The 24,332-nt window shown below is 69.8% G+C and carries 20 protein-coding genes; 9 read left to right on the top strand and 11 right to left on the bottom strand.

Annotated elements, in window-relative coordinates; genetic code table 11:
- Positions 1-59 precede the first annotated feature (59 nt).
- The gene (locus tag JYK02_RS38530; RefSeq protein WP_207057955.1) at positions 60-998 is read right to left on the bottom strand and encodes an AraC family transcriptional regulator; all 939 of its coding nucleotides are present in this window, start codon (positions 996-998) and stop codon (positions 60-62) included.
- Positions 999-1,154: 156 nt separating this feature from the next.
- On the opposite strand from JYK02_RS38530, the gene JYK02_RS38535 reads away from it, so the two are divergent.
- Both JYK02_RS38535 and JYK02_RS38540 read left to right on the top strand, forming a co-directional pair.
- Positions 1,155-1,895, top strand: coding sequence for an SDR family oxidoreductase (locus tag JYK02_RS38535; RefSeq protein ID WP_207057956.1), 741 nt, complete (start codon positions 1,155-1,157; stop codon positions 1,893-1,895).
- 65 nt (positions 1,896-1,960) lie between these two features.
- The gene (locus JYK02_RS38540) at positions 1,961-3,514 is read left to right on the top strand and encodes a hypothetical protein (RefSeq protein WP_207057957.1); all 1,554 of its coding nucleotides are present in this window, start codon (positions 1,961-1,963) and stop codon (positions 3,512-3,514) included.
- 51 nt (positions 3,515-3,565) lie between these two features.
- Here JYK02_RS38540 and JYK02_RS38545 read toward each other — a convergent pair whose 3' ends face one another.
- From JYK02_RS38545 to JYK02_RS38560, 4 genes are all read right to left on the bottom strand, one after another.
- Positions 3,566-7,033: a methylmalonyl-CoA mutase family protein gene (locus tag JYK02_RS38545; RefSeq protein ID WP_207057958.1), complete on the bottom strand. Its 3,468-nt coding sequence runs from the start codon at positions 7,031-7,033 to the stop codon at positions 3,566-3,568.
- Positions 7,034-7,108: 75 nt separating this feature from the next.
- Positions 7,109-8,092, bottom strand: a complete 984-nt coding sequence (gene meaB, locus JYK02_RS38550) for a methylmalonyl Co-A mutase-associated GTPase MeaB (protein ID WP_207057959.1) — start codon at positions 8,090-8,092, stop codon at positions 7,109-7,111.
- Positions 8,089-10,275, bottom strand: a complete 2,187-nt coding sequence (scpA, locus tag JYK02_RS38555; RefSeq protein WP_207057960.1) for a methylmalonyl-CoA mutase — start codon at positions 10,273-10,275, stop codon at positions 8,089-8,091. Before scpA ends, meaB begins: the two co-directional genes overlap by 4 nt.
- Positions 10,275-12,158, bottom strand: a complete 1,884-nt coding sequence (locus JYK02_RS38560) for a methylmalonyl-CoA mutase family protein (protein WP_207057961.1) — start codon at positions 12,156-12,158, stop codon at positions 10,275-10,277. The genes scpA and JYK02_RS38560 overlap by 1 nt, the downstream gene beginning before the upstream one ends.
- 694 nt (positions 12,159-12,852) lie before the next feature.
- Between JYK02_RS38560 and JYK02_RS38565 the strand changes: the two genes are divergently transcribed.
- Positions 12,853-13,206, top strand: a complete 354-nt coding sequence (locus tag JYK02_RS38565; protein WP_207057962.1) for a hypothetical protein — start codon at positions 12,853-12,855, stop codon at positions 13,204-13,206.
- 65 nt (positions 13,207-13,271) lie between these two features.
- Here the strand turns inward: JYK02_RS38565 and JYK02_RS38570 are convergent, their stop codons facing one another.
- Positions 13,272-14,123: an NmrA family NAD(P)-binding protein gene (locus JYK02_RS38570; protein ID WP_207057963.1), complete on the bottom strand. Its 852-nt coding sequence runs from the start codon at positions 14,121-14,123 to the stop codon at positions 13,272-13,274.
- The gene (locus JYK02_RS38575; RefSeq protein WP_207057964.1) at positions 14,120-14,551 is read right to left on the bottom strand and encodes a nuclear transport factor 2 family protein; all 432 of its coding nucleotides are present in this window, start codon (positions 14,549-14,551) and stop codon (positions 14,120-14,122) included. The genes JYK02_RS38570 and JYK02_RS38575 overlap by 4 nt, the downstream gene beginning before the upstream one ends.
- Before the next feature lie 95 nt (positions 14,552-14,646).
- Between JYK02_RS38575 and JYK02_RS38580 the strand changes: the two genes are divergently transcribed.
- Positions 14,647-15,612, top strand: a complete 966-nt coding sequence (locus JYK02_RS38580) for an AraC family transcriptional regulator (RefSeq protein ID WP_207057965.1) — start codon at positions 14,647-14,649, stop codon at positions 15,610-15,612.
- Positions 15,613-15,668: 56 nt separating this feature from the next.
- Positions 15,669-17,036 (top strand): glycoside hydrolase family 26 protein, encoded by a 1,368-nt coding sequence (locus JYK02_RS38585; RefSeq protein ID WP_207057966.1) that lies wholly within the window; start codon positions 15,669-15,671, stop codon positions 17,034-17,036.
- 13 nt (positions 17,037-17,049) lie between these two features.
- Here JYK02_RS38585 and JYK02_RS38590 read toward each other — a convergent pair whose 3' ends face one another.
- Entirely contained in the window at positions 17,050-17,514 is a 465-nt protein-coding gene (locus JYK02_RS38590; RefSeq protein WP_207057967.1) for a hypothetical protein, read from the bottom strand.
- A gap of 25 nt (positions 17,515-17,539) precedes the next feature.
- Positions 17,540-18,127, bottom strand: coding sequence for a TetR family transcriptional regulator (locus JYK02_RS38595; RefSeq protein ID WP_207057968.1), 588 nt, complete (start codon positions 18,125-18,127; stop codon positions 17,540-17,542).
- Between the two features lie 97 nt (positions 18,128-18,224).
- Here JYK02_RS38595 and JYK02_RS38600 point away from each other — a divergent pair, with 97 nt between their 5' ends.
- Complete coding sequence (locus JYK02_RS38600) at positions 18,225-19,097, top strand: oxidoreductase (protein ID WP_207057969.1); 873 nt, start codon at positions 18,225-18,227, stop codon at positions 19,095-19,097.
- A gap of 3 nt (positions 19,098-19,100) precedes the next feature.
- On the opposite strand, the gene JYK02_RS38605 is transcribed toward JYK02_RS38600, so the two are convergent.
- Positions 19,101-19,475: a GFA family protein gene (locus tag JYK02_RS38605; protein ID WP_207057970.1), complete on the bottom strand. Its 375-nt coding sequence runs from the start codon at positions 19,473-19,475 to the stop codon at positions 19,101-19,103.
- A 158-nt stretch (positions 19,476-19,633) separates the two neighbouring features.
- Here JYK02_RS38605 and JYK02_RS38610 point away from each other — a divergent pair, with 158 nt between their 5' ends.
- The 3 genes from JYK02_RS38610 to JYK02_RS38620 are packed head-to-tail and all read left to right on the top strand — an operon-like array spanning position 19,634 to position 21,758.
- Positions 19,634-19,921 carry a hypothetical protein gene (locus JYK02_RS38610; RefSeq protein WP_207058353.1) on the top strand — a complete coding sequence of 96 codons (288 nt, stop codon included), beginning with the start codon at positions 19,634-19,636 and terminating at the stop codon, positions 19,919-19,921.
- Positions 19,918-20,205 (top strand): hypothetical protein, encoded by a 288-nt coding sequence (locus JYK02_RS38615; RefSeq protein WP_207057971.1) that lies wholly within the window; start codon positions 19,918-19,920, stop codon positions 20,203-20,205. The genes JYK02_RS38610 and JYK02_RS38615 overlap by 4 nt, the downstream gene beginning before the upstream one ends.
- The gene (locus tag JYK02_RS38620; RefSeq protein ID WP_207057972.1) at positions 20,202-21,758 is read left to right on the top strand and encodes a PepSY-associated TM helix domain-containing protein; all 1,557 of its coding nucleotides are present in this window, start codon (positions 20,202-20,204) and stop codon (positions 21,756-21,758) included. Before JYK02_RS38615 ends, JYK02_RS38620 begins: the two co-directional genes overlap by 4 nt.
- A gap of 304 nt (positions 21,759-22,062) precedes the next feature.
- Here JYK02_RS38620 and JYK02_RS38625 read toward each other — a convergent pair whose 3' ends face one another.
- Positions 22,063-24,249, bottom strand: a complete 2,187-nt coding sequence (locus JYK02_RS38625) for a TonB-dependent siderophore receptor (RefSeq protein ID WP_207057973.1) — start codon at positions 24,247-24,249, stop codon at positions 22,063-22,065.
- Positions 24,250-24,332: the final 83 nt, after the last annotated feature.

Raw genomic sequence — 24,332 nt, forward strand, 5'->3', positions numbered from 1 at the left:
CTCCGGAAGGGGGGCACAACGTGGAAACGGGGGGCCGCCCCCGCCATCGGCCCCAGGGACTAGCGCGCCGCCGCCGGGGCGGAAGCGAGGGACTCCCGCAGCCTCGCGATGTCACGGGAAGGTGGTGCACCGAACATCCGGCTGTACTCGCGGCTGAACTGGGACGGACTCTCGTAGCCCACGGAGTGGCCGGCCATCGCCGCGTCCATGGCCTGCGCCAGCATCAGGCGGCGGGCCTCCTGGAGCCGCAGCTGCTTCTGGTACTGCAGCGGGCTCATGGCGGTGACGGACTTGAAGTGGTGGTGCAGCGCGGACGGGCTCATGTGGACGGCGCGCGCCAGCCGCTCGATGCGCAGCGGCGCGGCGTAGTGCTCCTTGAGCCAGTGGATGGCGCGGGTGACGGACTCCCGGCGGCTGTCCGCCACGGCGATGCGCCGCAGCCGCTCGGAGTTCTCGCCGGACAGCAGGCGGTAGAGGATCTCGCGGATGATGAGCGGCGCGAGCACGGGGATGTCTCGCGGCGTGTCCAGCAGCCGCACCAGCCGCGCCGTGGCGTCCAGGAGCGGCGTGCCCACGGGGCCCAGGGCCAGGCCGCGCACCATGTCCGTGGGGCCGGGCGCGTCCAGCTCCGCCTCCATCATCAGGCTGCCCAGTTGCCCCGGCTCCAGGTCCAGCCGGAAGCACAGGTAGGGCGCGGCGGGCGACGCCTCCACCACCTGTCCCGTGACGGGCAGGTCCACGGACGCGACGAGGCATTGGTCCGTGCCATAGACATACAGCTCTTCTCCCAGGAGCACCTGCTTGCGGCCCTGCGCGACGATGCACAGCGCCGGTTCCTGCAACGCGTGCAGCGGCGTGGAGGGCTGGGATGCGCGGATGAGCACCACGCGGGGAATGGCCGTGACGTGGATGCCGTCCGTGGGGGTGTGGCGCGCCAGGAGGGTCGCCAGCTCGGACAGGTGCGGGTTCGGAGCGGAGTCGGGACGGGCGGTCGGCATGCGCGCCCGTCATAACTCCAATGGGGGCACGGTGCCCGTGCAGGAATGGGCAAGAGTCCGCGAGCATCCGGATACCGCCCTCGCCCCCGTCCTTGAGAGGGTGCGTTCATCCCCGGCGCCCTCTTCGCGCCGGGCCTTCAACAGGGGACGAAAGCGATGACGACGGACATCCAGGGCAAGGTCGTGGCCATCACGGGAGCGAGCAGCGGCATTGGCGAGGCGACTGCACGCCTGCTCGCCAGTCAGGGGGCGAAGGTGGTGCTGGGCGCGCGCCGGGCGGACCGGCTGGAGGCGCTGACGGGCGAGCTGCGGTCGAAGGGCGGAGAGGCCCGCTACAAGGCGCTGGACGTGACGAAGCGCGAGGACGTGGACGCCTTCGTGGCCTTCACGCTGAAGGAGTACGGACGGCTGGACGTGCTCATCAACAACGCGGGCGTGATGCCGCTGTCCAAGCTGGAGGAGCTGAAAGTGGACGAGTGGAACCGGATGATCGACGTGAACATCCGGGGTGTGCTGCACGGCATCGCGGCGGGGCTGCCGGTGATGAAGCGCCAGAAGTCGGGGCAGTTCATCAACCTGTCTTCCATTGGCGGGCACTCGGTGGTCCCGACGGCGGCGGTCTACTGCGCCACGAAGTACGCGGTGATCGCCATTTCGGAAGGGCTTCGCCAGGAGGTGGGCGCGGACATCCGCGTGACGGTGATTTCTCCGGGAGTCACCCAGTCGGAGCTGGCGGAGAGCATCAGCGACCCGGCGTCGCGCGAGTACATGCGCGAGTTCCGCAAGGACGCCATTCCCGCGGACGCCATCGCCCGGGCCATCCGCTACGCCATCAGCCAGCCCGCGGACGTGGACGTGAGTGAGATCATCATCCGCCCCACGTCCAGCGCCTACTGATGGTGCATTGGCCGGGTGTCAGACGTGGTATGGGGTGGGCGTCTTGCTGAGGGGGAGCCCATCCAATGCCCGTGTTGAAACGCCCGCTGTCTGCCTTCATGCTCGGCGCCTGTCTGTTCGCGCTGAGCGCCTGTGATTCCGACTCCAACCCCACGCCTGACGCGGGATCCGGCGTGGACGCCGGTTCGGATGCGGGGACCGACGCCGGGACGGAACAACCGCCGCCTGTCATCCCGGAGGGCCACACGCTGCTGACGCCGTCCGCGACGGAGCTCCACACCGTTTCGTGGGAGGACGCGGGGGCCCCGCTCCGGTTCGCCTTCGTGGCCCAGGCCGGGCACCACTATGACCTCATCGTCGAGGCCGGCAGCGATGGCTACAGCCTGGAGATGCGGGACGGAGCCGGGAAGTCGCTCGACTACGGCATCCCGAGCCGGCGCGTCAGCTCCACCCCCTATGCGTGGCATTGGTCCGGGTTCACGGCGGGCGCCGTCCATACGGTGGAGGTCACCTGGTTCTCCGAGTACTCCGAGGCTCCCGTAGCGCCCTTCTCCTTCCGCTTCGTGGACATGGGCCCGGACGACCACGGAGACCTCTATGCCACGGCGACGCCCTGGACTCCTTCGGAGCAGGTCCTGACGGGGAGCGGTGAGCACTGGGGAGAGCGGGACCTGCTCTCCTTCCAGAGCGTGGCGGACAATGTCTACGCACTCGAGTGCACCTTCCCCACGCCGTACTGGGACCTCTCCATCCTCAACTTTCGCGGACAGCGCTACGGCGTCACCGACAACACCACCTTCGAGGAGACCCAGGCGGCCACGGCCTTCAAGTCTCCAGGGGGCGTGTTCTATGCCTCCATCAAGGACCAGAAGGACAACACCTCCACCCAGCCGTACACCTGCGTCTTGAAGGACATGGGGAAGGAGGACCATGGGGACTCCGTGCAGACCGCCACCGTGCTCGCGGCGGGCACTGCGTCCGTGCAGGCGAAGTTTGAAACCTTCACGGACACGGATGTCTTCTCCCTGGGCGTCGTGTCCGGTCACCACTACCGGGTGTCGTGCACCATCGACGGCAACAAGCAATGCGGGGTCCGGACCGCCGCACCGGGCGGGGAGTTCGTCAGTCCGCAGGGTGACCGCACGAGGGCCACTTTCAAGGCGTCGCAGTCCACGCACTTCGTGAGCGTGAACACCTCCCCGGTCGTGCCGACACGTTGGGTGGAGGGCCGCTACACCCTCCAATTCGAGGACCTGGGCGCGGACGACCACGGGGACACGCTGGCAACGGCGACGCCGCTGACGGGCCCGACGCAGGCGGTGTCCGCCCGCATCCTGGACCCGGTCGACCACGACTTCTTCTCCTTCCAGGCCACCGCCGGTCAGCGCTACCAGTTCGCCTGTGATTGGAAGGACAGCCCGGGCCAGGTGCAGTTCCACGCGGACTTCCGCGACGCGCAGGGCAACTGGGTGTCGTACTCGCGCGAGCACGTGGGCGCGCGCTGGGTGCAGACCTTCGAGGCGCAGGGCTCCGGCACCTACGGCATCGACCTGTGGACGGACCCCACGTTCACCGTCCTGGGTGACTCCACCTGCCAGTTCGACGTGCTGGCCCCCTGATGCACTCGCGCCGGGGTCCCGGGACATCCGCCCGGGACCTCGGCGCTCGCGTCACATGTTGCGCCGGTACTGGCCGCCCACCTCGTACAGCGCGCGGGACAGCTGGCCCAGCGTGCACACCTTGCAGGCGTCCATCAGCGCGCCGAACACGTTGCCGTTGTCCAGGGCCGCGCGGCGCACCGCCTCCAGGGCCGCGGGCGCCGTCTTCGCGTTGCGCTTCCAGAAGGCGTCACGCGCGGTGATGGCGTAGTCCTTCTCCTCCTTCGTCGCGCGAATCACTTCCGGCGGCGTCACCGTGGGCGAGCCCTTCGGGTCCAGGAAGGTGTTCACGCCGATGATGGGCAGCGTCCCGTCGTGCTTCTGCATCTCGTAGTAGAGCGACTCCTCCTGAATCTTGGAGCGCTGGTACATGCGCTCCATGGCGCCCAGCACGCCGCCGCGCTCGGAGATGGCGCGGAACTCGTTGAGCACCGCCGCCTCCACCAGGTCCGTCAGCTCCTCGATGATGAACGAGCCCTGGTTGGGGTTCTCGTTCTTGGACAGGCCGAACTCCTTGTTGATGACCAGCTGGATGGCCAGCGCGCGCCGCACGCTCTCCTCCGTGGGCGTGGTGATGGCCTCGTCGTAGGCGTTCGTGTGCAACGAGTTGCAGTTGTCGTTGAGCGCCAGCAACGCCTGCAGCGTGGTGCGGATGTCGTTGAAGGCAATCTCCTGCGCGTGCAGGGACCGGCCGGACGTCTGGATGTGGTACTTCAGCTTCTGCGACCGGTCGTTGCCGCCGTACTTGTCCCGGATGGCCTTGGCCCAGATGCGGCGGGCCACGCGCCCCAGCACCGCGTATTCCGGGTCCATGCCGTTGGAGAAGAAGAACGACAGGTTGGGCGCGAAGTCGTCGATGTGCATCCCGCGCGACAGGTAGTACTCGACGAAGGTGAAGCCGTTCGCCAGCGTGAAGGCCAGCTGGGAGATGGGGTTCGCCCCGGCCTCAGCGATGTGGTAGCCGCTGATGGACACCGAGTAGAAGTTCCGCACCTTCTGGTCGATGAAGTACTGCTGGATGTCGCCCATCACGCGCAGGGCGAACTCCGTGGAGAAGATGCAGGTGTTCTGCGCCTGGTCCTCCTTGAGGATGTCCGCCTGCACCGTGCCGCGCACCGCCTGGAGCGTGGACGCGCGAATCTTCGCGTAGACGTCCGCCGGCAGGACCTCATCACCTGACACGCCCAAGAGCAGCAGGCCCAGGCCGTCGTTGCCCTGGGGCAGCTCGCCCTGGTAGCGCGGACGCGGCAGGCCGCGCTCCTTGTAGAGCGCGTCGATGCGCTTCTCGACCTCGTCCACCTTGCCGTTGGCGCGGATCCACTTCTCGCACTGCTGATCCACCGCGGCGTTGAGGAAGAAGCCCAGCAGCATGGGGGCCGGGCCGTTGATGGTCATGGACACGGAGGTGGACGGGTCCGCCAGGTCGAAGCCGGAGTAGAGCTTCTTCGCGTCGTCCACGTTCGCGATGGACACGCCCGAGTTGCCCACCTTGCCGTAGATGTCCGGCCGGTGGTCCGGGTCCTCGCCGTACAGCGTCACCGAGTCGAACGCCGTGGACAGGCGCTTCGCCGGCAGGCCGCGCGACACGTAGTGGAAGCGCTTGTTGGTGCGCTCCGGGCCGCCCTCGCCCGCGAACATGCGCGCGGGGTCCTCGCCCTCGCGCTTGAGCGGGAAGACGCCCGCGGTGAACGGGAAGGCGCCCGGCGCGTTCTCCCGCAGCAGCCACGTCAGGATGTCGCCCCAGTCCTCATACTTCGGCAGGGCAATCTTGGGCACGCGCAGGTGCGACAGCGTCTCGCTGATGAGGTCCAGCTCGATGACCTTGTCGCGCACCTGGAACTGGTACTTGGACGCGGCGTAGCGCTTCTTCGTCGCGGGCCACTCGGCCAGCAGGCGCCGGCAGTCCGCGTGCAGGCGGCTTTCCAGGTCCTGGTACAGCGCCACCAGGTCGCCCAGGTACGCGGGCTCGCCCTCCACGCGCTCCGTCACCTGCACCACGTCGTCCGCGCTCTTCGGCTCGACGATTTCCAGCTTCTTCTTCCCCACGTTCTGGCGCAGGGCCTGGATGGTGCCGTGCAGTTGGTACATGCGCCGGGCGATGGCGGCCTGGGCGCGCACGAAGCCGTCGTAGCCCTCGCAGGCTTCGACAATCTCCGCCAGGTAGCGCGTGCGCTCCGGGGGGATGATCCACTTCTTCTCGCTCATGCCGGGCGTGAGGGAGAACCGGCTGTCCAGCGTCGCGCCCGTCTTCTTCACCAGCGCGTCGACGATGGCCCGGTACAGCGTGTTCATGCCCGGGTCGTTGAACTGCGAAGCGATGGTGCCGTACACGGGCACCGCGTCATCGGCCAGGGTGAAGGCGTTGTGGTTGCGCTTCCACTGCTTCTTCACGTCGCGCAGCGCGTCCAGCGACCCGCGCTTGTCGAACTTGTTGATGGCGATGACGTCCGCGAAGTCGAGCATGTCGATCTTCTCGAGCTGCGTCGCCGCGCCGTACTCGGCCGTCATCACGTAGAGCGCCACGTCCGAGTGCTCGGTGATTTCCGTGTCCGACTGGCCGATGCCGGAAGTCTCCACCACGATGAGGTCGAAGCCCGCCGCCTTGCAGACCTCGATGGAGTGGGCGACGTGCCGGGACAGGGCCAGGTTGCTCTGGCGGGTGGCCATCGAGCGCATGTAGACGCGCGGGTTGTCGATGGCGTTCATGCGGATGCGGTCGCCCAGCAGCGCGCCGCCGGACTTGCGCTTGGACGGGTCCACGGAGAGCACCGCCAGCGTCTTGTCCGGGAAGTCCGCCAGGAAGCGGCGCACCAGCTCGTCCACGAGACTGGACTTGCCGGCGCCACCCGTGCCGGTGATGCCCAGCACGGGCACTCGCGGGGCCTCCACGCTGGCGGCCTGCAGCGCGGTGCGCAGCTCCTCGCCCGCGTCCGCGAAGTTCTCCGCGATGGTGATGAGCGACGCGATGCGCTCGGGCTCGCGCGGCAGCGGCGTCTTCAAGAGGCCCTTGTAGTCCGCCGGGCGCTTCTCGAAGTCACACTGGGAGATGAGGTCGTCAATCATCCCCTGGAGGCCCATGGCGCGGCCGTCGTCCGGGGAATAGATGCGCGCGACGCCGTACTTGTGCAGCTCTTCAATCTCCGTGGGGAGGATGGTGCCGCCGCCGCCGCCGAACACCTTGATGTTCGCGCCGCGCTCGCGCAGCAAATCAATCATGTACTTGAAGTACTCGACGTGGCCGCCCTGGTAGGACGTGAGGGCGATGCCCTGGGCGTCCTCCTGGATGGCGCAGTCGACGATCTCCGCCACGGACCGGTTGTGGCCCAGGTGGATGATCTCCGCGCCGGAGGACTGCATCAGGCGGCGCATCACGTTGATGGCCGCGTCGTGTCCGTCAAAGAGGCTGGCGGCCGTGACGATGCGGACGTGGTGGCGGGGCCGGTACGGCTGGGGAGCGGTGGTCGGTTGGGGGTGTCGCACGGGCGTACACTAGGAGTGCGGTGCAGGCCCGGCAAGCGATTGAGACAGGCGTTGCCCGTTGGACGACGCGGCTTGTCAGGCCTGGGATTGCGGCAGGAACGCGCCCAACACACGCAGTGCGGCGGAGGTGGGCGTCGCGCGCCCTTCGCGTACGGCCTGCTCCAGGACGGGCACCAGGGCGGCCACCTCGGGGTGCGCCCGCAGGGCTGCTCGGAGGCCGTCGTGCACCATGGCCCACATCCAGCCCACCTGCTGCTGGGTGCGCCGGTGCTGCAGTTCTCCAGAGGCCTCGCGCTTGCTGACGACGTCCACCACGGAGGCCCACAGCGTGTCGATGCCGGTGCCCTCCATGGCGCTGCACGTCGTGACGACCGGCTCCGCGCCGGGGCGCATGAGGTGCAGGGCGGCGCGGTACTCGGCGCGGGCCCGGGTGGCGCGGGGCAGGTTGTCGCCGTCCGCCTTGTTGATGGCCACCATGTCCGCCACTTCGAGGATGCCGCGCTTGATGCCCTGCAATTCGTCCCCGGCGCCCGCGAGCATCAGCACCAGGTAGAAGTCCACCAGGTCCGCGACCACCGTCTCGGACTGGCCCACGCCCACCGTCTCCACCAGCACCACGTCGAAGCCCGCGGCCTCGCACAGCAGCAGCGTCTCCCGCGTCTTGCGCGCGACGCCGCCCAGCGTGCCGCTGGAGGGGCTGGGGCGGATGTACGCGGAGGTTTCCCGCGCCAGCCGGTACATGCGCGTCTTGTCGCCCAGGATGCTGCCGCCCGTGATGCTGCTGGACGGGTCGATGGCGAGCACCGCCACCTTGTGGCCGCTGCCCACCAGGTGCATGCCCAGCGCGTCGATGAAGGTGCTCTTGCCCACGCCAGGCACGCCGCTGATGCCCACGCGGCGGCTCCTGCCGGTGTGGGGCAGGAGCTTCGTCAGCACCTCTTGCGCGAGCCCGGCGTGCTTCGGGTGCTCGCTCTCCACCAGGGTGATGGCGCGCGCGAGCACCGCCCTGTCGCCCGCGCGCACGCCTTCGACGTAGGTGTCCGCGGACAGCAGCTTCACGCCGCCTCCTGCTCGGCGGCCAGCTTGTCGAGCAGCTCGATGGCGGCCTTCGCGATGACGGTGCCCGGGCCGAAGATGGCGGCGGCGCCCGCGGCGCGCAGCGCGTCGTAGTCCTGGGGCGGGATGACGCCGCCCACCACGACCATGATGTCCTCGCGGCCCAGGGCCTTGAGGGCGTGCTTGAGCTGCGGCACCAGCGTGAGGTGGCCCGCGGCCAGGGACGACGCGCCCACCACGTGCACGTCGTTTTCCACCGCCTGGCGCGCGGACTCCTCGGGCGTCTGGAACAGCGGCCCGATGTCCACGTCGAAGCCCAGGTCCGCGAACGCGGTGGCGATGACCTTCTGTCCGCGGTCGTGGCCGTCCTGGCCCATCTTCGCGATGAGGATGCGCGGCCGGCGGCCGAAGCGCGCCAGGAAGTCATCCGCCTTCGCCCGCGCCTCCGCGATGCCCTGCGCCTGTCCCGCTTCCGCTGAGTACACGCCCGTCACCCCGCGCACCGTGGCCTCGTAGCGGCCGTAGACCTTCTCCAGCGCGTCGCTGATTTCGCCCACGGTGGCCTTCGCCCGCGCCGCGTCGATGGCCAGCGCCAGGAGATTCCCCTCGTTGCGCCGGCCCGCCTCCGTCAGCGCGTCCAGGCGGCGGCGGACCTCCTCGCCGTTGCGCTCCGCGCGCAGCTCGCGCAGGCGGGCAATCTGCGCCTCGCGCACGGCGGAGTTGTCCACCTTGAGGATCTCGATGTTGTCCGCGCGCTCCGGCGGGTACTTGTTCACGCCGATGATGGCCTGGCGTCCGGAGTCGATGCGCGCCTGGGTGCGCGCGGCGGCCTCCTCGATGCGCAGCTTGGGCAGGCCGGCTTCAATGGCCTTGGTCATGCCACCCAGCGCTTCGACTTCCTGGATGTGGCCCCAGGCCTTCTGGGCCAGCTCGTGGGTGAGGCGCTCCACGTAGTAGCTGCCGCCCCACGGGTCGATGACGCGCGTGGTGCCGCTCTCCAACTGGAGGTAGAGCTGGGTGTTGCGGGCGATGCGCGCGCTGAAGTCCGTGGGCAGCGCGATGGCTTCGTCCAGCGAGTTGGTGTGCAGGCTCTGCGTGTGGCCCTGCGTCGCGGCCATGGCCTCCACGCAGGTGCGCACGACGTTGTTGTAGACGTCCTGCGCGGTGAGGCTCCAGCCGGACGTCTGGCAGTGGGTGCGCAGCGCCAGGCTCTTGTCGCTCTTGGGGTTGAAGCCCTTGATGAGGCGGGCCCACAGGAGGCGGGCCGCGCGCATCTTGGCCACCTCCATGAAGAAGTTCATCCCGATGGCCCAGAAGAACGACAGGCGCGGGGCGAACGCGTCCACGCCCAGGCCGGCGGCGAGGCCCGCGCGCACGTACTCCACGCCGTCCGCGAGCGTGTAGCCCAGCTCCAGGTCCTGCGTCGCGCCGGCCTCCTGCATGTGGTAGCCGCTGATGCTGATGCTGTTGAAGCGCGGCATCCGCTCCGCCGTGAACTTGAAGATGTCCCCGATGATCCGCATGGAGGGACCGGGCGGATAGATGTACGTGTTGCGGACCATGAACTCCTTGAGGATGTCGTTCTGGATGGTCCCGCTGAGCTGCTCGGGCTTCACGCCCTGTTCCTCGGCCGCGACCACGTAGAGCGCGAGCACGGGGAGGACGGCGCCGTTCATCGTCATCGACACGCTCATCTGGTCGAGCGGGATGCGGTCGAACAGGATGCGCATGTCCTTGATGGAGTCGATGGCGACGCCCGCCATGCCCACGTCACCGGCGACGCGCGGGTGGTCGCTGTCGTAGCCGCGGTGCGTGGCCAGGTCGAACGCGATGGACAGGCCCTTCTGACCGGCCGCGAGGTTGCGGCGGTAGAAGGCGTTGGACGCCTCCGCCGTGGAGAAGCCCGCGTACTGGCGCACCGTCCACGGCTGCTGCACGTACATGGTGGAGTAGGGGCCGCGCACGAACGGAGGCAGGCCCGGCAGCGAGCCCAGGTGCGCCACGCCCTCCAGGTCCTCGCGGGTGTAGAGCGGCTTGACCGGGATGCCCTCGGGCGTGTCCCAGACCTCCGCGGCGCGCGTGGCCTGGCTCGCGTGCGCGCGCTGCTTCTCGACGGCCGGCGCGGGCGTCTGGGTTTCGGGGGCGTCGAAGGCGACGCGGGAGAAGTCCGGAACGGTGGGGCGCATCAGGCCACTCCGAGCTGCGTGTGCAGCGTCTTCAGGAGCTGGAACAGGTCCGCTCCCGCGTAGAGGAAGAGGTCCACGCCGGCCGCGCGGAAGGCGGCCTCGTGTTCACCGGGGCGGCCCGCGACGGCGACCGTGCGGGCGCCCTTCGCCTTGAGGGCGGCGACGTAGGCGGGCACGGCCTCCGGGTAGAGGGCATCCGGGCCGGAGATGACGGCCAGCGTGGTGCCCGCCTTGGCGAACAGCTCCGCGGCGGCGTTCGCGTCCGCGAAGCCGTGGTGCTCGTCGGGCTCGATGCCGCCCACCGCGAGCACGTTGGCGATCCACGTGGAGCGCGCGGTGTGCTCCGCGACGGTGCCCAGGTTCGCCATGAAGGCGCGGGGACGCGCGCCGTGCGCCGCGTGGTAGCGGTCGCTCGCGTCGCGCAGGGACTCGAAGGCCTCCGCCACGCGGACGGGCTGGGGCGGCGTGACGGCGCCCTCGGCCTTCGCGGGCGCGGCGGCGCGGGCCTCGCGCTGCACGGGGGCCTCGTGGAGGTGGGGGAACTCGCTGACGCCCACGATGGGGAGCTTGCGCGTGCGCACGGCCTTGTCGCGCGCGGTGCGCGTCTCCGCGAGGACGCGGGCCACGTCGCCCTGCGCGATGGCGCGGGAGATGCCGCCCAGCGCCTCGATGCGCTGGAGCTCCGTCCAGGCCGCGCGGGCGAACTCGCCGGTGAGCTGCTCCAGGTAGTAGCTGCCGCCCGCGGGGTCCGCGACGCGGTTGAGGCTGGACTCGTCCCGCAGGATGAGCTGCGTGTTGCGCGCGAGGCGCCGGCCCAATTCATCCGGCGTGCCCAGGGGCTCGTCGAAGGGGGACGTGCTCACGCTGTCCGCGCCCGCGACGACGGCGGCGAAGGACTCCGCGGTGCCGCGCAGGATGTTCACCCACGGGTCGCGCCGCGTCTTGGTGGCGCTCGCCGTGCGCGCGTGCAGCGACATGGCCTGCGACTCCGGCGCGCCGCCCGAAGCGGCGACGACCTTGGCCCAGAGCAGCCGCGCCGCACGCAGCCTGGCGATCTCAGGGAAGAACTGCCCGCCCACGGACAGGGCGAACTGCATGGACCGCGCGGCGTCACCCGGAGCCACGCCCGCGCGCTCCAGCTCGCGCAGGTACTCCACGCCGGTGGCGATGCTCCACGCCAGCTCGTGCACGGACGTGGCGCCCGCGTCCGCCCAGGGGCGCGACGACACCAGCAGCGCGCGCAGGCCCGGGGCGTCCTTGAGCAGCGACGTGATGAGGGGCGCGGCCTCCGTCAGCGTCCGGGCCACGTCCACCTTCGCGGCGCCGTGGCGCGCGAGGGCCGCGATGGGGTCGATGCCCAGGCTTCCGCGCAGGGCCGCCTTCGCGGCGCCGGCCTTCTTCGCCAGCAGCTCCAGCAGCAGCGAGGCGGGACGGAGCACGTCCGCCGTCGGCTCCAGGTGCACCGGCGTGCGGTCCAGGGGCACGTGCTGAAGCAGGCGCTCCAGCGTGGCCTCATCCCTCACGTCCAGGCCCAGCGGCGCGTCCAGCAGCAGCCAGACGCCCTGCGTGCCGCGCTCCAGGTCGTCGCGCAGCGCGTCGGAGGTCGCGGCCACGTCAGGGCCCGCGTACTCCTGGCACAGGAGCCAGCCACCCTCGGTGTGTCCCAGGGGCTGGGTGCCGCGTACGTAGGGCGCGACGCCGGGCGGTTCGGCCGGGGGTGGGGCGTCCTGGGGCGTGTAGAGGGGCTGGAGGGACAGGCCGCCCTCCAGGGGCGACTGGAGCACCGTGAAGGGCTTGCCCTTGAGGTCCTTGTCCACCAACCGGCGCCACTCCTCGACGGAAGGGGGCGGGAAGTCCGCTGCGGTAAGAGGCACGTCAGCCATGCCCCTCCCATAGGCGCAATGCCCTCCCCGGGGCAATGGGCTGGTGACGCCCCTTCACCCCGAGTGCCCGGCAGTCTCCATGCGTTACCGGAGCGACTTGGGAAACGTCCTGGTGATGCAGTGCAGGGAGCCCTGGCAGGGGATGAGGGTGTCCGAGCCCGCGCCGAACTCGCGGTCCAGCGCCCACTGGTAGGTGGCCAGGGTCTCCTGCTCCTGGCCGTGGTGCCGCCAGGCGGATGGGGTTGGCGCACGTGGCCCAGACGCGCGTGTTCGTGCCGTCGCACTCACGGATGCGCTCGGGCGTCCCCACGCAGGTGTCGCCGTCGTCCTGGCGGTAGGGGGTGGGCATGGGGATGCGCACGACGTCGTAGCCCAGGTTCGCAATCCGCCATCGCCTCCACGCGGGCCTCCAGGGGCTGCTGGAGTGCGTAGCGGTTGCTTGGAGCCTGGGCGGAGAGCATCCAGAGCAGCCGGCTCGTCATGTTCCGGCCCGGTCCTCACGGCGTGAACTGCTCGCCGGGCGCAAGCATCTCGCGCTCAGGCCGAGCAGGTGGATTCTGCGGTTAATGCGTTTAAGGCAATTAAATCGAATTAGGCGGCTTTGACCGGTATTTCTGCTGCTGGTAGGGATTGGGCGTCCCGCGAGTCGCACTCCCAGCGGCCCGGGACATCACCCTTGCATGGAGGCGATGTGATGAAGCGTCAGAGCCTGTTCCTGGCCTTGTTGGTGTTGCCGTTGCTGGCGTGCGGTGGCGTGGACGTCGCGTCGGAGGACGTGGCGCAGGAAGTGGAGATGGGCAGTGTGGAGTCGCAGCTGCAGCCCAACTGGGCGTCGTGCAGCGGTGACGCGGACTGCACCTCCAACCGCTGTGGCTGCAACGGCGGCACGACCCGCGTGTGTCTGCCGAACTCCACGTACCCGAAGCAGTGTGGCAACTGGACGGCGTGCACCAGCGATTCGCAGTGCACGTCCAACTGGTGCGGCTGCAACGGTGGGCAGGTGAAGGTCTGCCTGCCGAACAGCAGCTACCCGAAGACCTGCACCTGAGCCGTCCGCGCCGCCGTCCGTCCCTCTCCCGGGCGGTGGCGCTTCTTCCCGCGGACCTCGCGGCTTCAATGCCAGAGGTTCCCCTGTGCCCGGGCGAATGACTCGAAGTCGCGCGGCGCGCGGCCGGTGACGCGCAGCACGGTGTCCGTCACGCGGTCCTCGGCCCCGTCGCGGATGGACGTGTCGAGCAGCGTGAGGAAGCGCGCATAGGCCTCAGGCATGCCGGTGGCTTGAAGGTGCCGCTGTGCCTCCTCCGGCGTCGCGTGCACGTGCCGGACGGGGCGGCCCGTCACCCGGGACAGGATGGCCGCGACGTCGTCGTAGCCCAGCGCCTGGGGACCGGTGATGACGTGCGCGGTGTCATGGGACGCGGCATCCGCGAGCGCCCGGACACCCACCGCCGCGATGTCCCCCGCGTCCACGAAGCCCACCCGTCCGTGGCCGGTGGCCGTCACCAGCACGCCGTCTCGCTGGAGTCCGGCGTGGTGGTGGTGCACGGGGCTGATGAAGTTCTGCATGAACCACGAGGGCTGGAGCACGCTCCACTCCGGCGCGTGCGTGCGCAGGAAGTGGTGCACCTGTCCCAGCCCCGGGCCTCCCTCCGCAACGGCGGACGCAGAGAGCAGGACGACCCGCCGCACGCCGCCGGCCAGCGCGCGCTCCAGGACGGGAATCATGAGGGTGGACGGGTCCTCCACCAGCCCGGGCGCCAGGACGTACATCCGGTCCACGCCCTCCAGCGCCGCCGCATGCGTGGAAGGGTCCGCCCAGTCGAAGCGAACGTGTTCAGCGGCGGCGGCGACGGGCGGCCGCGTGTCGCGCGTGGCGGTGCGCACCGTGAAGCCCTCCGCCGTGAGCCCTTCCGCGATGGGACGTCCCGTGTTGCCAGCCGCTCCGATGACGAGGATGCGAGTCATGCGCGCTCCTTGTCGAAGCTCTCGAACGTGCCCCGGGGCGCGGCCAGCGGGTTCCAGTACTCGCGGTAGTGAGCGATGCGGCCGTCGCGCACCTGCATCCGCATCACGTAGTCCTGTGCGTAGGGGATGTTCCCGGGCTGAAGCGTCGCGGTGCCGTGCACCTCCAGCCAGCCCGTCTGGCCATCCGCGCCCGGGTAGCGCCGGACGTTCGTGAAGGTGAGGCCCTGGAAGTGCTGGGTGATGGGCGCGAAGTACGCGCGGATGGCGCCAATGCCCTCCAGCCGGGACGGCGTGCCGAGCGAGGGGGCGTAGGGGAACTCGACGACGGCGTCGTCCGCGAACAGGGCGAGCCAGCGCTCGACGTACGTGGCGATGAGCGCGAGGTGCGCGTCCATCAGCCGGGTCAGGTCTGCGGAAGTGTGGTCCACGTGCTGCCTCCAGCGAAGAGGTGATGGACCCTAAATAGGCCGTCCGTTATGGACGCTCCATGTCACTGCGTCCAAAAGAACTGTCTCCGAGTCCAATGCCTCCGGACGAAAAGACCGACGTGGTCTCCGACGTGCTGGAGACGCTGCGGTTCAAGACGCTGCTCTTCGGCCGCTTCGAGCTGGGCGCGCCCTGGGCGCTGCGCCTGCCCCGCAAGGCCAACGCGTCCTTCTACGTGGTGGCGCGCGGGAGCCTGCGCCTCCAGGTGGAGGGCACGGCGAAGCCGGTGTTCCTGTCCGCCGGAGACGTGGTGCTGCTGCCCCGAGCGCCCGCGCACGTGCTGGATGACGGAAGCCGCCGCGCCCCCGCCGCGAGCGACTTCGTCCCGTCTCGGTTGCTCCGTCCGCCCAACACGCGGCTGGGCGGAGCGGGGCCGCTCACCACGCTGATCACCGGCTGCTTCCAGTTGGGCGTGGACCCCACGCATCCGCTGCTGCGGACCTTTCCCTCCCTCATCCGCCTTTCCACGCAGGAGGGGCAGGGAACGCCGTCGCTCGCCGCCACCGTGCAACTCATCACCGCGGAGACCGCCATGCCGGGGCCGGGGAGCGCGCTGGTGCTGGGCCGGCTGGCGGACGTGCTGCTCGTCCACGCGCTGCGGGCCCAGACGGCGCTGGCGGAGGCTCGGCAGGCGGGATGGAAGGCGCTGGCGGATCCGGCCATCGGGAACGCGCTCTCGCTGATGCACGAACAGCCCGGCACGCCCTGGACGGTGGAGCGGCTGGCGCAGGCCGTGGGCGTGTCCCGCTCCGGGTTCGCCGCGCGCTTCCACGCGCTGGTGGGCGAGACGCCCCTGCACTACCTGGCCAACTGGCGGATGATCCGCGCCGCGCGCTGGCTGCGGGAGTCCACCGACAGCCTGGACACCATCGCCGAGCGCGCCGGCTACGAGAGCGCGCCCGCCTTCAGCAAGGCCTTCAAGCGCCGCTGGGGCGTGGGGCCCGGCGCGTACCGGCGGGCTCCCACCGGCAGTGAAGTCCGCCCGGCCCTCGTTGACACGTAAGCGGTAAGTCCTGGAGATTCAGAAATAGCTTCTTTCCCCCTCCAGGAGCCCTCCCCATGCATTCGCGCCTCAAGCGCTGGTTCGTCTCTGTCTCCGTGGTGTCCACGCTGTGTGCCGGGCTGAGCGCGTCAGCGGATCCGCTGACGGGGGTGTACCGGGGTGAGGTGTACTCGCAGCCGAACGCGGTGAACGCGTACTCCACCTGGCTGGGCTTCGACGTGAAGATGGGCCAGGGGCACCAGGCGAAGGACTCCTGGGGCAACATCGAGAACCCGGGCTGGCAGCTGGGCGCGTGGCGCACCTGGGTGAAGGCGAAGCCGGGGCGGCGCTTCAACTACTCGGTGGCGATGTTCCCCTCCGGGCAGGGCTCGCTCGCGTCGTGCGCGGCGGGGGCGTACGACGCGCGCTTCAAGAACCTGGCGACCAACCTGGTGGCCTACGAGCTTCAGGGCACCATCATCCGGCTGGGCTGGGAGTTCAGCGGCAACTGGATGCCCTGGTACTCCGGCAACGGCCAGCAGGCGAACTTCGCCGCGTGCTTCCGCCGCATCGTGACGGCCATGCGCACGCAGCAGCCGAACGCGGGCTTCGAGTTCGACTGGAACCCGAACTACGACATCTCCGCCGCGGACCTGAGCGCCACGTACCCGGGCGACGCGTACGTCGACTACATCGGCCTGGACATGTACGACCAGGGCTGGAACGGCGCCTATCCCATTCCGTCGGGCTGCACGGGCTCCTGCGCGCTCACGCGGTGGCAGTCGGTGTGGAACGCGCAGTTCGGTCCGGCGCTGACGAAGTTCAAGAGCTTCGCGCAGTCCCACAACAAGCGGCTGTCCGTGCCCGAGTGGGGCGTCAACGACGCGGCCACCCAGGGTGGCGGGGATGACACGTACTACGTGCAGCAGATGCTGGCGTTCATCTTCGACCCGGCGAACAACGTGGGCTACCACTCGTACTTCGACATCCAGGCGCCGGACGGCCACCACCAGCTGTCCAGCGCGGATGCCAATGGCGGCAACACCTTCGTCACCGAGTTCCCCAACGCCGCGGCGGTGTTCAAGAACTTCTACGCGGGCCGGAACCCGCAGCCCGCGCAGCTGTCCACCACGAAGGCCACGGTGAGCCCGGCGACGGTGACGCGCGGCCAGTCCTTCAACGTGACGGGCACCGTGACGTCATCCACGGCGCGGACGCTGGTGGTGAAGTATGAGATCCGCAACGCGGGCAACTCGGCGCTGGTGGCGGAGCGCTCGTACACGGCGCAGGCCTTCACGGCGGGCCAGACGCGCGGCTACACGTCCGCGTTCACCCTCCCCACGTCGCTGGGCGCGGGCACCTACCGCGTGGACACGCTGGTCTACACGGCGGACTGGTCCCAGACGCTGCTGTACCGCAACGACACGGCCTTCACCGCGAACTGAAGCGGGCGGGCCCTCAGTGGGGGACCGCGACCGACTGCTCCAGTCCCTCCGTCCACTCCAGCAGGCACGACGCATCCACCCCGAAGGTGACTTCAATGCGCGCCTTCGCGCCGGCGTAGACGAGGGTGAAGTCCGGCTTCCACCGGTCGCTGGCCGCGTCGGAGCGGGCGCGGACCTCCACGGTGCAGGTGACGTCCAGCCCGGTGTCCAGGTCCAGGCTGAACGCCTCCTGGGTGACCTGCCATTGCCGGAGCGCCCGCAGCAGGGCGTCGAAGTGGGTGCGCAGCACCACGACCTGCGGCAGCCGGAGGTCGAAGTCCTCCACGACCTCGTTGAAGTCATGGGTGTCCCTGCGGAAGTGGGTCCCGGTGCTTCGCAGCCGCATCAGGAGACAGGGCTCGCCGTCCAGGGACATGGCCTTGCGGACGTCCCCTTCCAGCGTGTTGTAGCCAGCGTTCGAAGGAAGGCGGAAGGTCATGGGTGGGCCCGCGCCCTGACGCGCCTCAAGCAGGAGAACCGACAGGCGTCACCAGGAGCCGGACCGCCTCCACTACGGAACGGCGCCGCCGTCGGATCTCCGCGGGCGAGGGCGGGCTGTCCGAGGCGCAGTAGGACAGCGGGAACGCCCACGTCTTGGACAGCGCCAGCACCAGCGCCAGCAGCTCGTCCGCCGCGAAGTGCCGGGACACCAGCCCCTCCTTCTGGGCCTTCGCGATGGCGGCCGCCTTGTGCTGGTTGCTGCGAGCGACCGCCTCCGGAATCTCCACGGCGGGGCCGTGCTCCAGCTCGTACCAGGTGGCCAGGCGCAGCACCTGCGGCCGGACCTGGAAGCCGTCGAACAGCCGCCCCGCGTAGGCGGGGAGGTCCGCCGCGTCGATGGGCGTCTCACGCGCCACCTCCGCCACGTGCACGTCGAAGACGGCGTCGAAGAGCTGCTCCTTGCTGCCGAAGTACGAATAGATGAGCGCCTTGTTGCAGCCGGCCGCCGCCGCGATGCGGTCCACACGCGCGCCCGCGATGCCCTTCTCCGAGAACTCCGCCGCGGCCGCCTCCAGCAGGCGCTGCCGGGTCTTCTGCGCGTCTCCAGCCATGCCGTCCCACCATGCCCCAGCCCATTCCGGGTTGCACCCTGGGAGGTCCCCCTTTATATCCATGTAACCAACTGGTTAGTTGAAAGGATTCCCCGCCATGAGTGCATCCCCTGAGACGTCCCGTGTCTGGCTCATCACCGGCTCCTCGCGAGGGCTGGGGCGCGGCTTCGCGGAGGCCGTGCTGGCGGCCGGGCACCGGCTGGTGGCCACGGCGCGCAAGCCGGAGCAGCTGGCCTCGCTGGTGGAGCGCTACGGGGACCGGGTCCGCGCGGTGGCCCTGGACGTGACGAACCCCGAGCAGGCGAGGGCGGCGGTGCGCGTGGCGGTGGAGGCGTTCGGCCGGCTGGACGTGGTGGTGAACAACGCGGGCTACGGCAGCCTGGCGCCCATCGAGCAGGTGACGGACGAGGACTTCCGCTCGCAGTTGGACACGAACCTCTTCGGGGTGATGAACGTGACGCGCGCGGCGCTGCCTGTCTTGCGCGAGCAGCGCTCCGGGCACGTCATCCAGGTGTCCTCCATTGGAGGCCGGCTGTCGACGCCGGGGCTGGGCGCGTACCAGGCCGCGAAGTGGGCGGTGGGGGGCTTCTCCGAGGTGCTGGCCAAGGAGACGGCGCCCTTCGGCGTGAAGGTGACGGTGCTGGAGCCGGGTGGCTTCCGCACGGACTGGGCGGGGGCGTCCATGACCATCCCGGACTTCCTGCCGGAGTACGCGCCCACGGTGGGCGTGGTCGCTCAGCACATGCGTGCGCGCACGGGCAAGGAGCCGGGGGACCCGGACCGCGCGGCTCGGGTGCTGCTCCAGGTGGCCGCGATGGCGTCGCCGCCGCTGCACCTGGTGCTGGGCAGCGACGCGTTCGAGCTGTCGCAGGAGAAGCTGGACGCGCTCAAGGCGCAGGACCAGAAGTGGAAGGACCTGTCGCTGTCCACCGACTTCCCGGAGGCCCGGGGGCCGGCCCCGCGCTTGTAGCGGCTACCAGAGGTTGCGGCCGTCCACGAACTTCACGTGCACCGCGTCCAGGTTGAAGTCGTCGAACAGGCGCGCGTTGAGGCCGACCTTGAACTGGCCGGGCACGGGCGCGTTGTTCTCCCAGACGGGCGTGTCCGTCCACGTACCGCAGCCGCACTTCTGGCAATGGTGGTGCTCGACGGGCGCGTTGCGGTCGTAGGTGGCCACCTGTTCGCGGCTCGTGAACTTCACCTGCTCCGGCGGGTAGTAGGCCCAGAGCACGCCGCGCTTGGAGCAGAAGGTGCAGTTGCAGCGGGTGACGTCCTTGGGCGGCGCGGTGACCTCGAACCGCGTCGCGCCGCAGTGACAGCTTCCCTTCAGGGGCGTGGCTTCGCTCATGCCGCCATCATCCGGAGCACGGCCGCTCCTGGAAGCGCGGCGCGCGGACGGTGTTCGTGCGCGGACGCTCCGGCTGCCTTGACAGGTCCGGGGTCATTCGTGAAAGTGCAAATCATTATCAACTTTGAGCCAAGAGACGGGGCCCGGCGGTGGCCGCGATGCTGAGCCTGGCCGCGCTGTGTTTCTGCGTGTCGGCGGTGTCGTGGCTGGGCGGTGGTGGCCGGGCGCGGTGGCTCGCCGGGGTGCCGGGGCTCGCGTGCCTGGGATGCTGTGTGGCCGGCTTCGGGCTGGTGGCGGGGCTGCTGGTGCTGCTGGTGCTGGCGATGACGGCGGCCTCGGTGCTGGTGCTGGTGCTCGCTCCCCGGCCTGGGCGGGCGCGGGCCTTCGCGTGGGTGAGTGGCGTGGCGGGGCTGGTGCCGGTGGTGCTGATGGGCATGGGGCGATGAGCGCGGGACAAGGAGACAAGGCAGCGAACCACTCCGTGGCGAGGACGCTGGCGGTGGTGGTGGGCGCGCCGCTCGTTGCGTTCGCGGTGGGCGCGGCGGTGATGGCGTTCCTGCCGGTGTCGGGGCCGTGGGCCTTCGCGCTGGGCTTCCACGTGGTGCTGCCGGTGTGGGTGGGGCTCGCGTGCACGTTGCCGCTGGCGCGCAATGGCCGGGTGGCGTGGGGCGTGTGCCTGGCGGTGGTGGTGCCGGTGGCGGTCGCGCTGGTCCTGCGAGGCCCGCGATGAAGCTGTCGCCCCGGACGTTCCGCATCCAGTTCGACCTGCATGCGTGGGCGGGCGTCGTCGCCAGCCTGTTCCTGTTCGTCATCTTCTTCTTCGGTGTCTTCTCGATGTTCCGCGAGGAGCTGGAGGTGTGGCAGGAGCCCGCGCTCCACGTCGCGCCGCCCTCGGAGTCAGCGCCGTCGTTCGACGCGATGCTCGCGAGGGTGAAGGAGCAGGGGCCGCTGCCGCGAGGCGCGCACGTGGGATTGCTCACGCACGAGGAGACGCGCTTCATCACCGCGTATCTCTTCGAGCCCACGGGGCTGCGCGTGGTGTGGCTGGATCCGCTCACGGGCACCGCGCTGCCGGAGCGCAGCCGGCTGGCCAGCGAGCTGTACTGGATGCACTTCTTCTACCGGGTGCCGTGGGGGATGGAGTTCGCGGGCCTGGTGTCGGTGGCGCTGCTGGTGGCGCTGGTCAGCGGCCTGTGGATCCACCTGAAGGACTTGAGGGCGCAGTGGTGGCGCTTCCGGCTCACGGCGAAGCCGCGCTTCTCCGCATCGGACGCGCACAAGGTGCTGGGAGTCTTCGGGCTGCCATTCACCGCGATGCTGGCGTGGACGGGGGCGGTGCTGTGCCTTGCTGGGCTGGCGGCACAGGGCTTCGGGAGCACGGTGTACCGGGGGCAGGCGGACCGGGTGACGCAGCTGCGTGGCTACAGCGTGCCGGTGCGGGAGGCGTCGGGGAAGGACGCGCCCATGCTGTCACTGGATGCGGTGGTGGGGCGAGCGCGTGGGTCGGTGCCGGGAGCGGAGGGAACGCCCCGCTACGTGGAGCTTCACGACTACGGCGATGCGAACGGCTGGGCCGGCGTGTACTTCCAGTTGTCACCGCTGGGACCGGACCACTTCGCGCATGTGGACACCGTGAAGGGGGAAACCTTCGGGACGAGCGTGGAGTCCCGCACGCCGAACTTCAGCTTCGAGCGGCTCCTCTTCGACCTGCACGCCGGCCGGTTCGCGGAGGCGCTGATGAAGCCGCTTTACGCGTTGCTGGGGTTGGCGATGTGCGCGGTGATCATCACGGGCAACCTCATCTGGTTGGAGCGTCGCGACCCGCTGCGTACGCGCAGGGGCAATCGAGTGCTGGAGCGGCTGACGGTGGGCGTATCCGCCGGGCTCGCGTTTGGCTCGGCGGTGTACTGCGCCGCGAACCGCCTGCTGCCGTGGACGCTCGCGCGGCGAGGCGATTGGGAGTTCGGCCTGTTCCTGGGGGCATGGGCGCTCGCGGTCGTCATCGCGCTCGTGCCCAGAGGTTCGTCGCGGCGAGTGGGCAGCATGCTGTGCGCGGCAGCCGCGGTGCTGTTCGGCGCGGTGGTGGTGGGCGACGTGGTAACTCAGGACGCGAACCTGTTCACAGCGCTGTCGCGCGGGCTGCCCCCGGTGTTCGTGGCGGAAGCGTTCCTGCTGGCGATGGCACTGGGCTGCGGCGGGCTCGCATGGGGACTGCGCAGGCGCAAAACAACAGCGCCCGCACGTACTGGTGATGCGCCCGAAGGGCCCCTCATCAAAGTGTAATCCTGGGGGCTGACATGCGCGCGAGATGCGCTGAGCCCCTGCCGTCCATGCTGTCCGCCTCCCAGCCGTCGCGGTCCTCCAAACCTGTCCGACTGTCGGACAGGTTTTTACGGTGCGCCGCGGGCTGTGGGGCCCAGGAGGATTCTTGGCTTCTCATCCGTGGAGGAGGCTTCATGGCAGGGGAGATGCACCCGAAAGAGCCGACTTCGGCGCTTGGCCGTGGGTCCTCTCGGTAGCCGGGAACGACTTGGGCCCTTGCTGGCGGTGGCCTGCCAGACAAGGGCCCTTCAACCTCTCGTGACGGCTACCAGGTGTAGCCGACGGTGGCGGATGCTCGGCGGCGCTCTCCGTAGAAGCAGGCGGATGCGGAGCTGCAGGAGGACACGTAGGTCTTGTCCGCCAGGTTGGAGGCGTTGATGGCCGCGCGCCAGGGGCCTCGCTCGTAGTGCACGCTTGCGTCCACCAGCGTGAAGCCTGGGACTTCCAGCGTGTTCTCGCGGTCCGCGTAGGAGCTGCCCACGCCGCGCACTCCCGCCGCCGCTCCGAAGCCTCGCAGCGCTCCGTCCTGGAACGTGTAGTCCAGCCACAGCGACGCCAACACCTCCGGCACTCCCACCGGACGCTTGCCCAGCTCCAGGTCCGCGCCTTCCGTGATCTCCAGTGAGTACAACGACGCGGAGCCAATCAGGCTCAGCCCGTGAATCAGCGTGGCGTTGGCCTCCACCTCGAAGCCTCGCGAGCGGACCTCGCCAATCTGGAGCTGGTTGAAGGCTCCGTCCGTCGTCACGAAGTTCTGGCGCTTCAGCTCGAACAGCGACAGGCCCACCAGCACCGGGAACGCTTCCGGCTGGTACTTCACGCCCGCCTCCACCTGCTGGCCCTTCTCCGGCTCGAACACCGAGCCGTCCGACTTCGTCCCCGCCACCGGGTTGAACGACTTCGAATAGCTGACGTACGGCGCGAGGCCGAAGTCGAACCGGTAGAGCAGGCCCGCACGGCCGCTGAAGGCGCTCTCGCTGCCGTCGTAGCTGGACGTGGGCGCCAGCTCGTTGTCCACGTCCATGCCCACCCAGTCATGACGCCCGCTCAGCGTCAGGCTCAGCCGGTCCGCGAAGCGCAGCTGGTCCTGGAGGTAGACGCCCAGCTGGTCCTGCGTGGACCGGTTCAGCGTGTAGCGCGACTCCGTGGGCGTGTAGTCGCCGCGCACCGGGTTGAGCAGGTCCAGCGGTGCTCCCGCCTCGTAGCCCTGCTCGTCGTCCAGGCGGTAGTTCTTGAAGTCCACGCCCGCCAGCACCGTGTGGCGCACGGGGCCGGTGCTGAAGCGCGCCTCGCCCTGCGTGTCCACCGTGAAGAGGTTCGCGCGCGGGCGGGTGACGAAGTTGCCTCGCGACAACTGCGCGTCCGCTGGCTCTCCCGCGTAGCCCACGCCGTAGAGCGTCTGGAAGTCCAGGTCCAGGTGCGCGAAGCGCAGGTTCTGCCGCAGCGTGAAGGTGTCGTTGAAGCGGTGGGAGAGCTCGTAGCCCGCCCAGGACTGGTTGCGCTGGAAGTGGTCCAGGCTCTTGTCGCTGGTGAAGAGGTCCGTGGGGATGCGGCCATAGGGCGCGTCCACCACCGTGCCCACGTAGGGCAGGAAGTTCTGCCCCTGCGTGCGGTCCGCCAGGAAGCTGCCGTGCAGCGTCAGCGACGTGCGCTCCGACGGCGCCCACGTGAGCGCCGGTGCGATGAAGAGGCGGTTGTTGTCCGTGTCCTCCACCTGCGTGCCGCCGCCGCGCGCCAGCGCCGTCACCCGGTAGCGCCAGTGGTTGCCCGCGTCGATGGCGCCGCCGAAGTCCACGCCCGCGTAACCGTTGCCGAACGCGTTGGCGCCCACCTCCACGTGCCGCACCGGGCCCTCCACCGGCGGGCGCTTTCCCGCCATGTTGAGCAGGCCGCCCGGAGACGTGCCGCCGTACAGCACGGAGGCGGGGCCGCGCACGGCCTCCACGCGCTCCAGGCCGAAGGGCTCGATGCGCCAGGTGGCGAAGCTGCTGGAGTAGAGCTGCAGCCCGTCCAGGAAGTAGCCGCCCTCCTGTGACGTGAAGCCGCGAATCAGGAACCAGTCGTTGCGAGGATCCGCGCCGAACGTGTCCGAGCGCACGCCCGGCGTGTAGCGCGTGGCCTCCGTCACCGACTGCGCCTGCTGCGCGTCCATCTGTGCCCGGCCCACCACCGACACCGACTGCGGCGTCTCTCCCAGCGCCGTGTCCGTCTTCGTGCCGCTGCCGCTGCGGCGCGCCGTGTAGCCCTGCACCGGGCCGTTGGCGCGTTCACTGTCCACCGTCACCGTGGGCAGGACGTAGGCGCCGTCGCTTCCAGGCTCTTCCGTGGGTGCCGCGGACTCCGGAGCCGCGGGCTCCTGCGCCAGGGCAGAGGTGGCGAGGAGGGTGAGCGAGGCGCCAAGCAGCACCCCCGGGACGAGGCGGCGCGGACGGCTTCGGTTCTGGATGGGCATGTTGAGAATGATTTGCGAAATCAGAGGGAACGCGCATCGCGTAACACGCGCCCCCTGACGCGGCAAGCCGGGAGTCAGCCGGG

The sequence above is a fragment of the Corallococcus macrosporus genome (assembly GCF_017302985.1).
GTDB classification, from domain to species: domain Bacteria; phylum Myxococcota; class Myxococcia; order Myxococcales; family Myxococcaceae; genus Corallococcus; species Corallococcus macrosporus_A.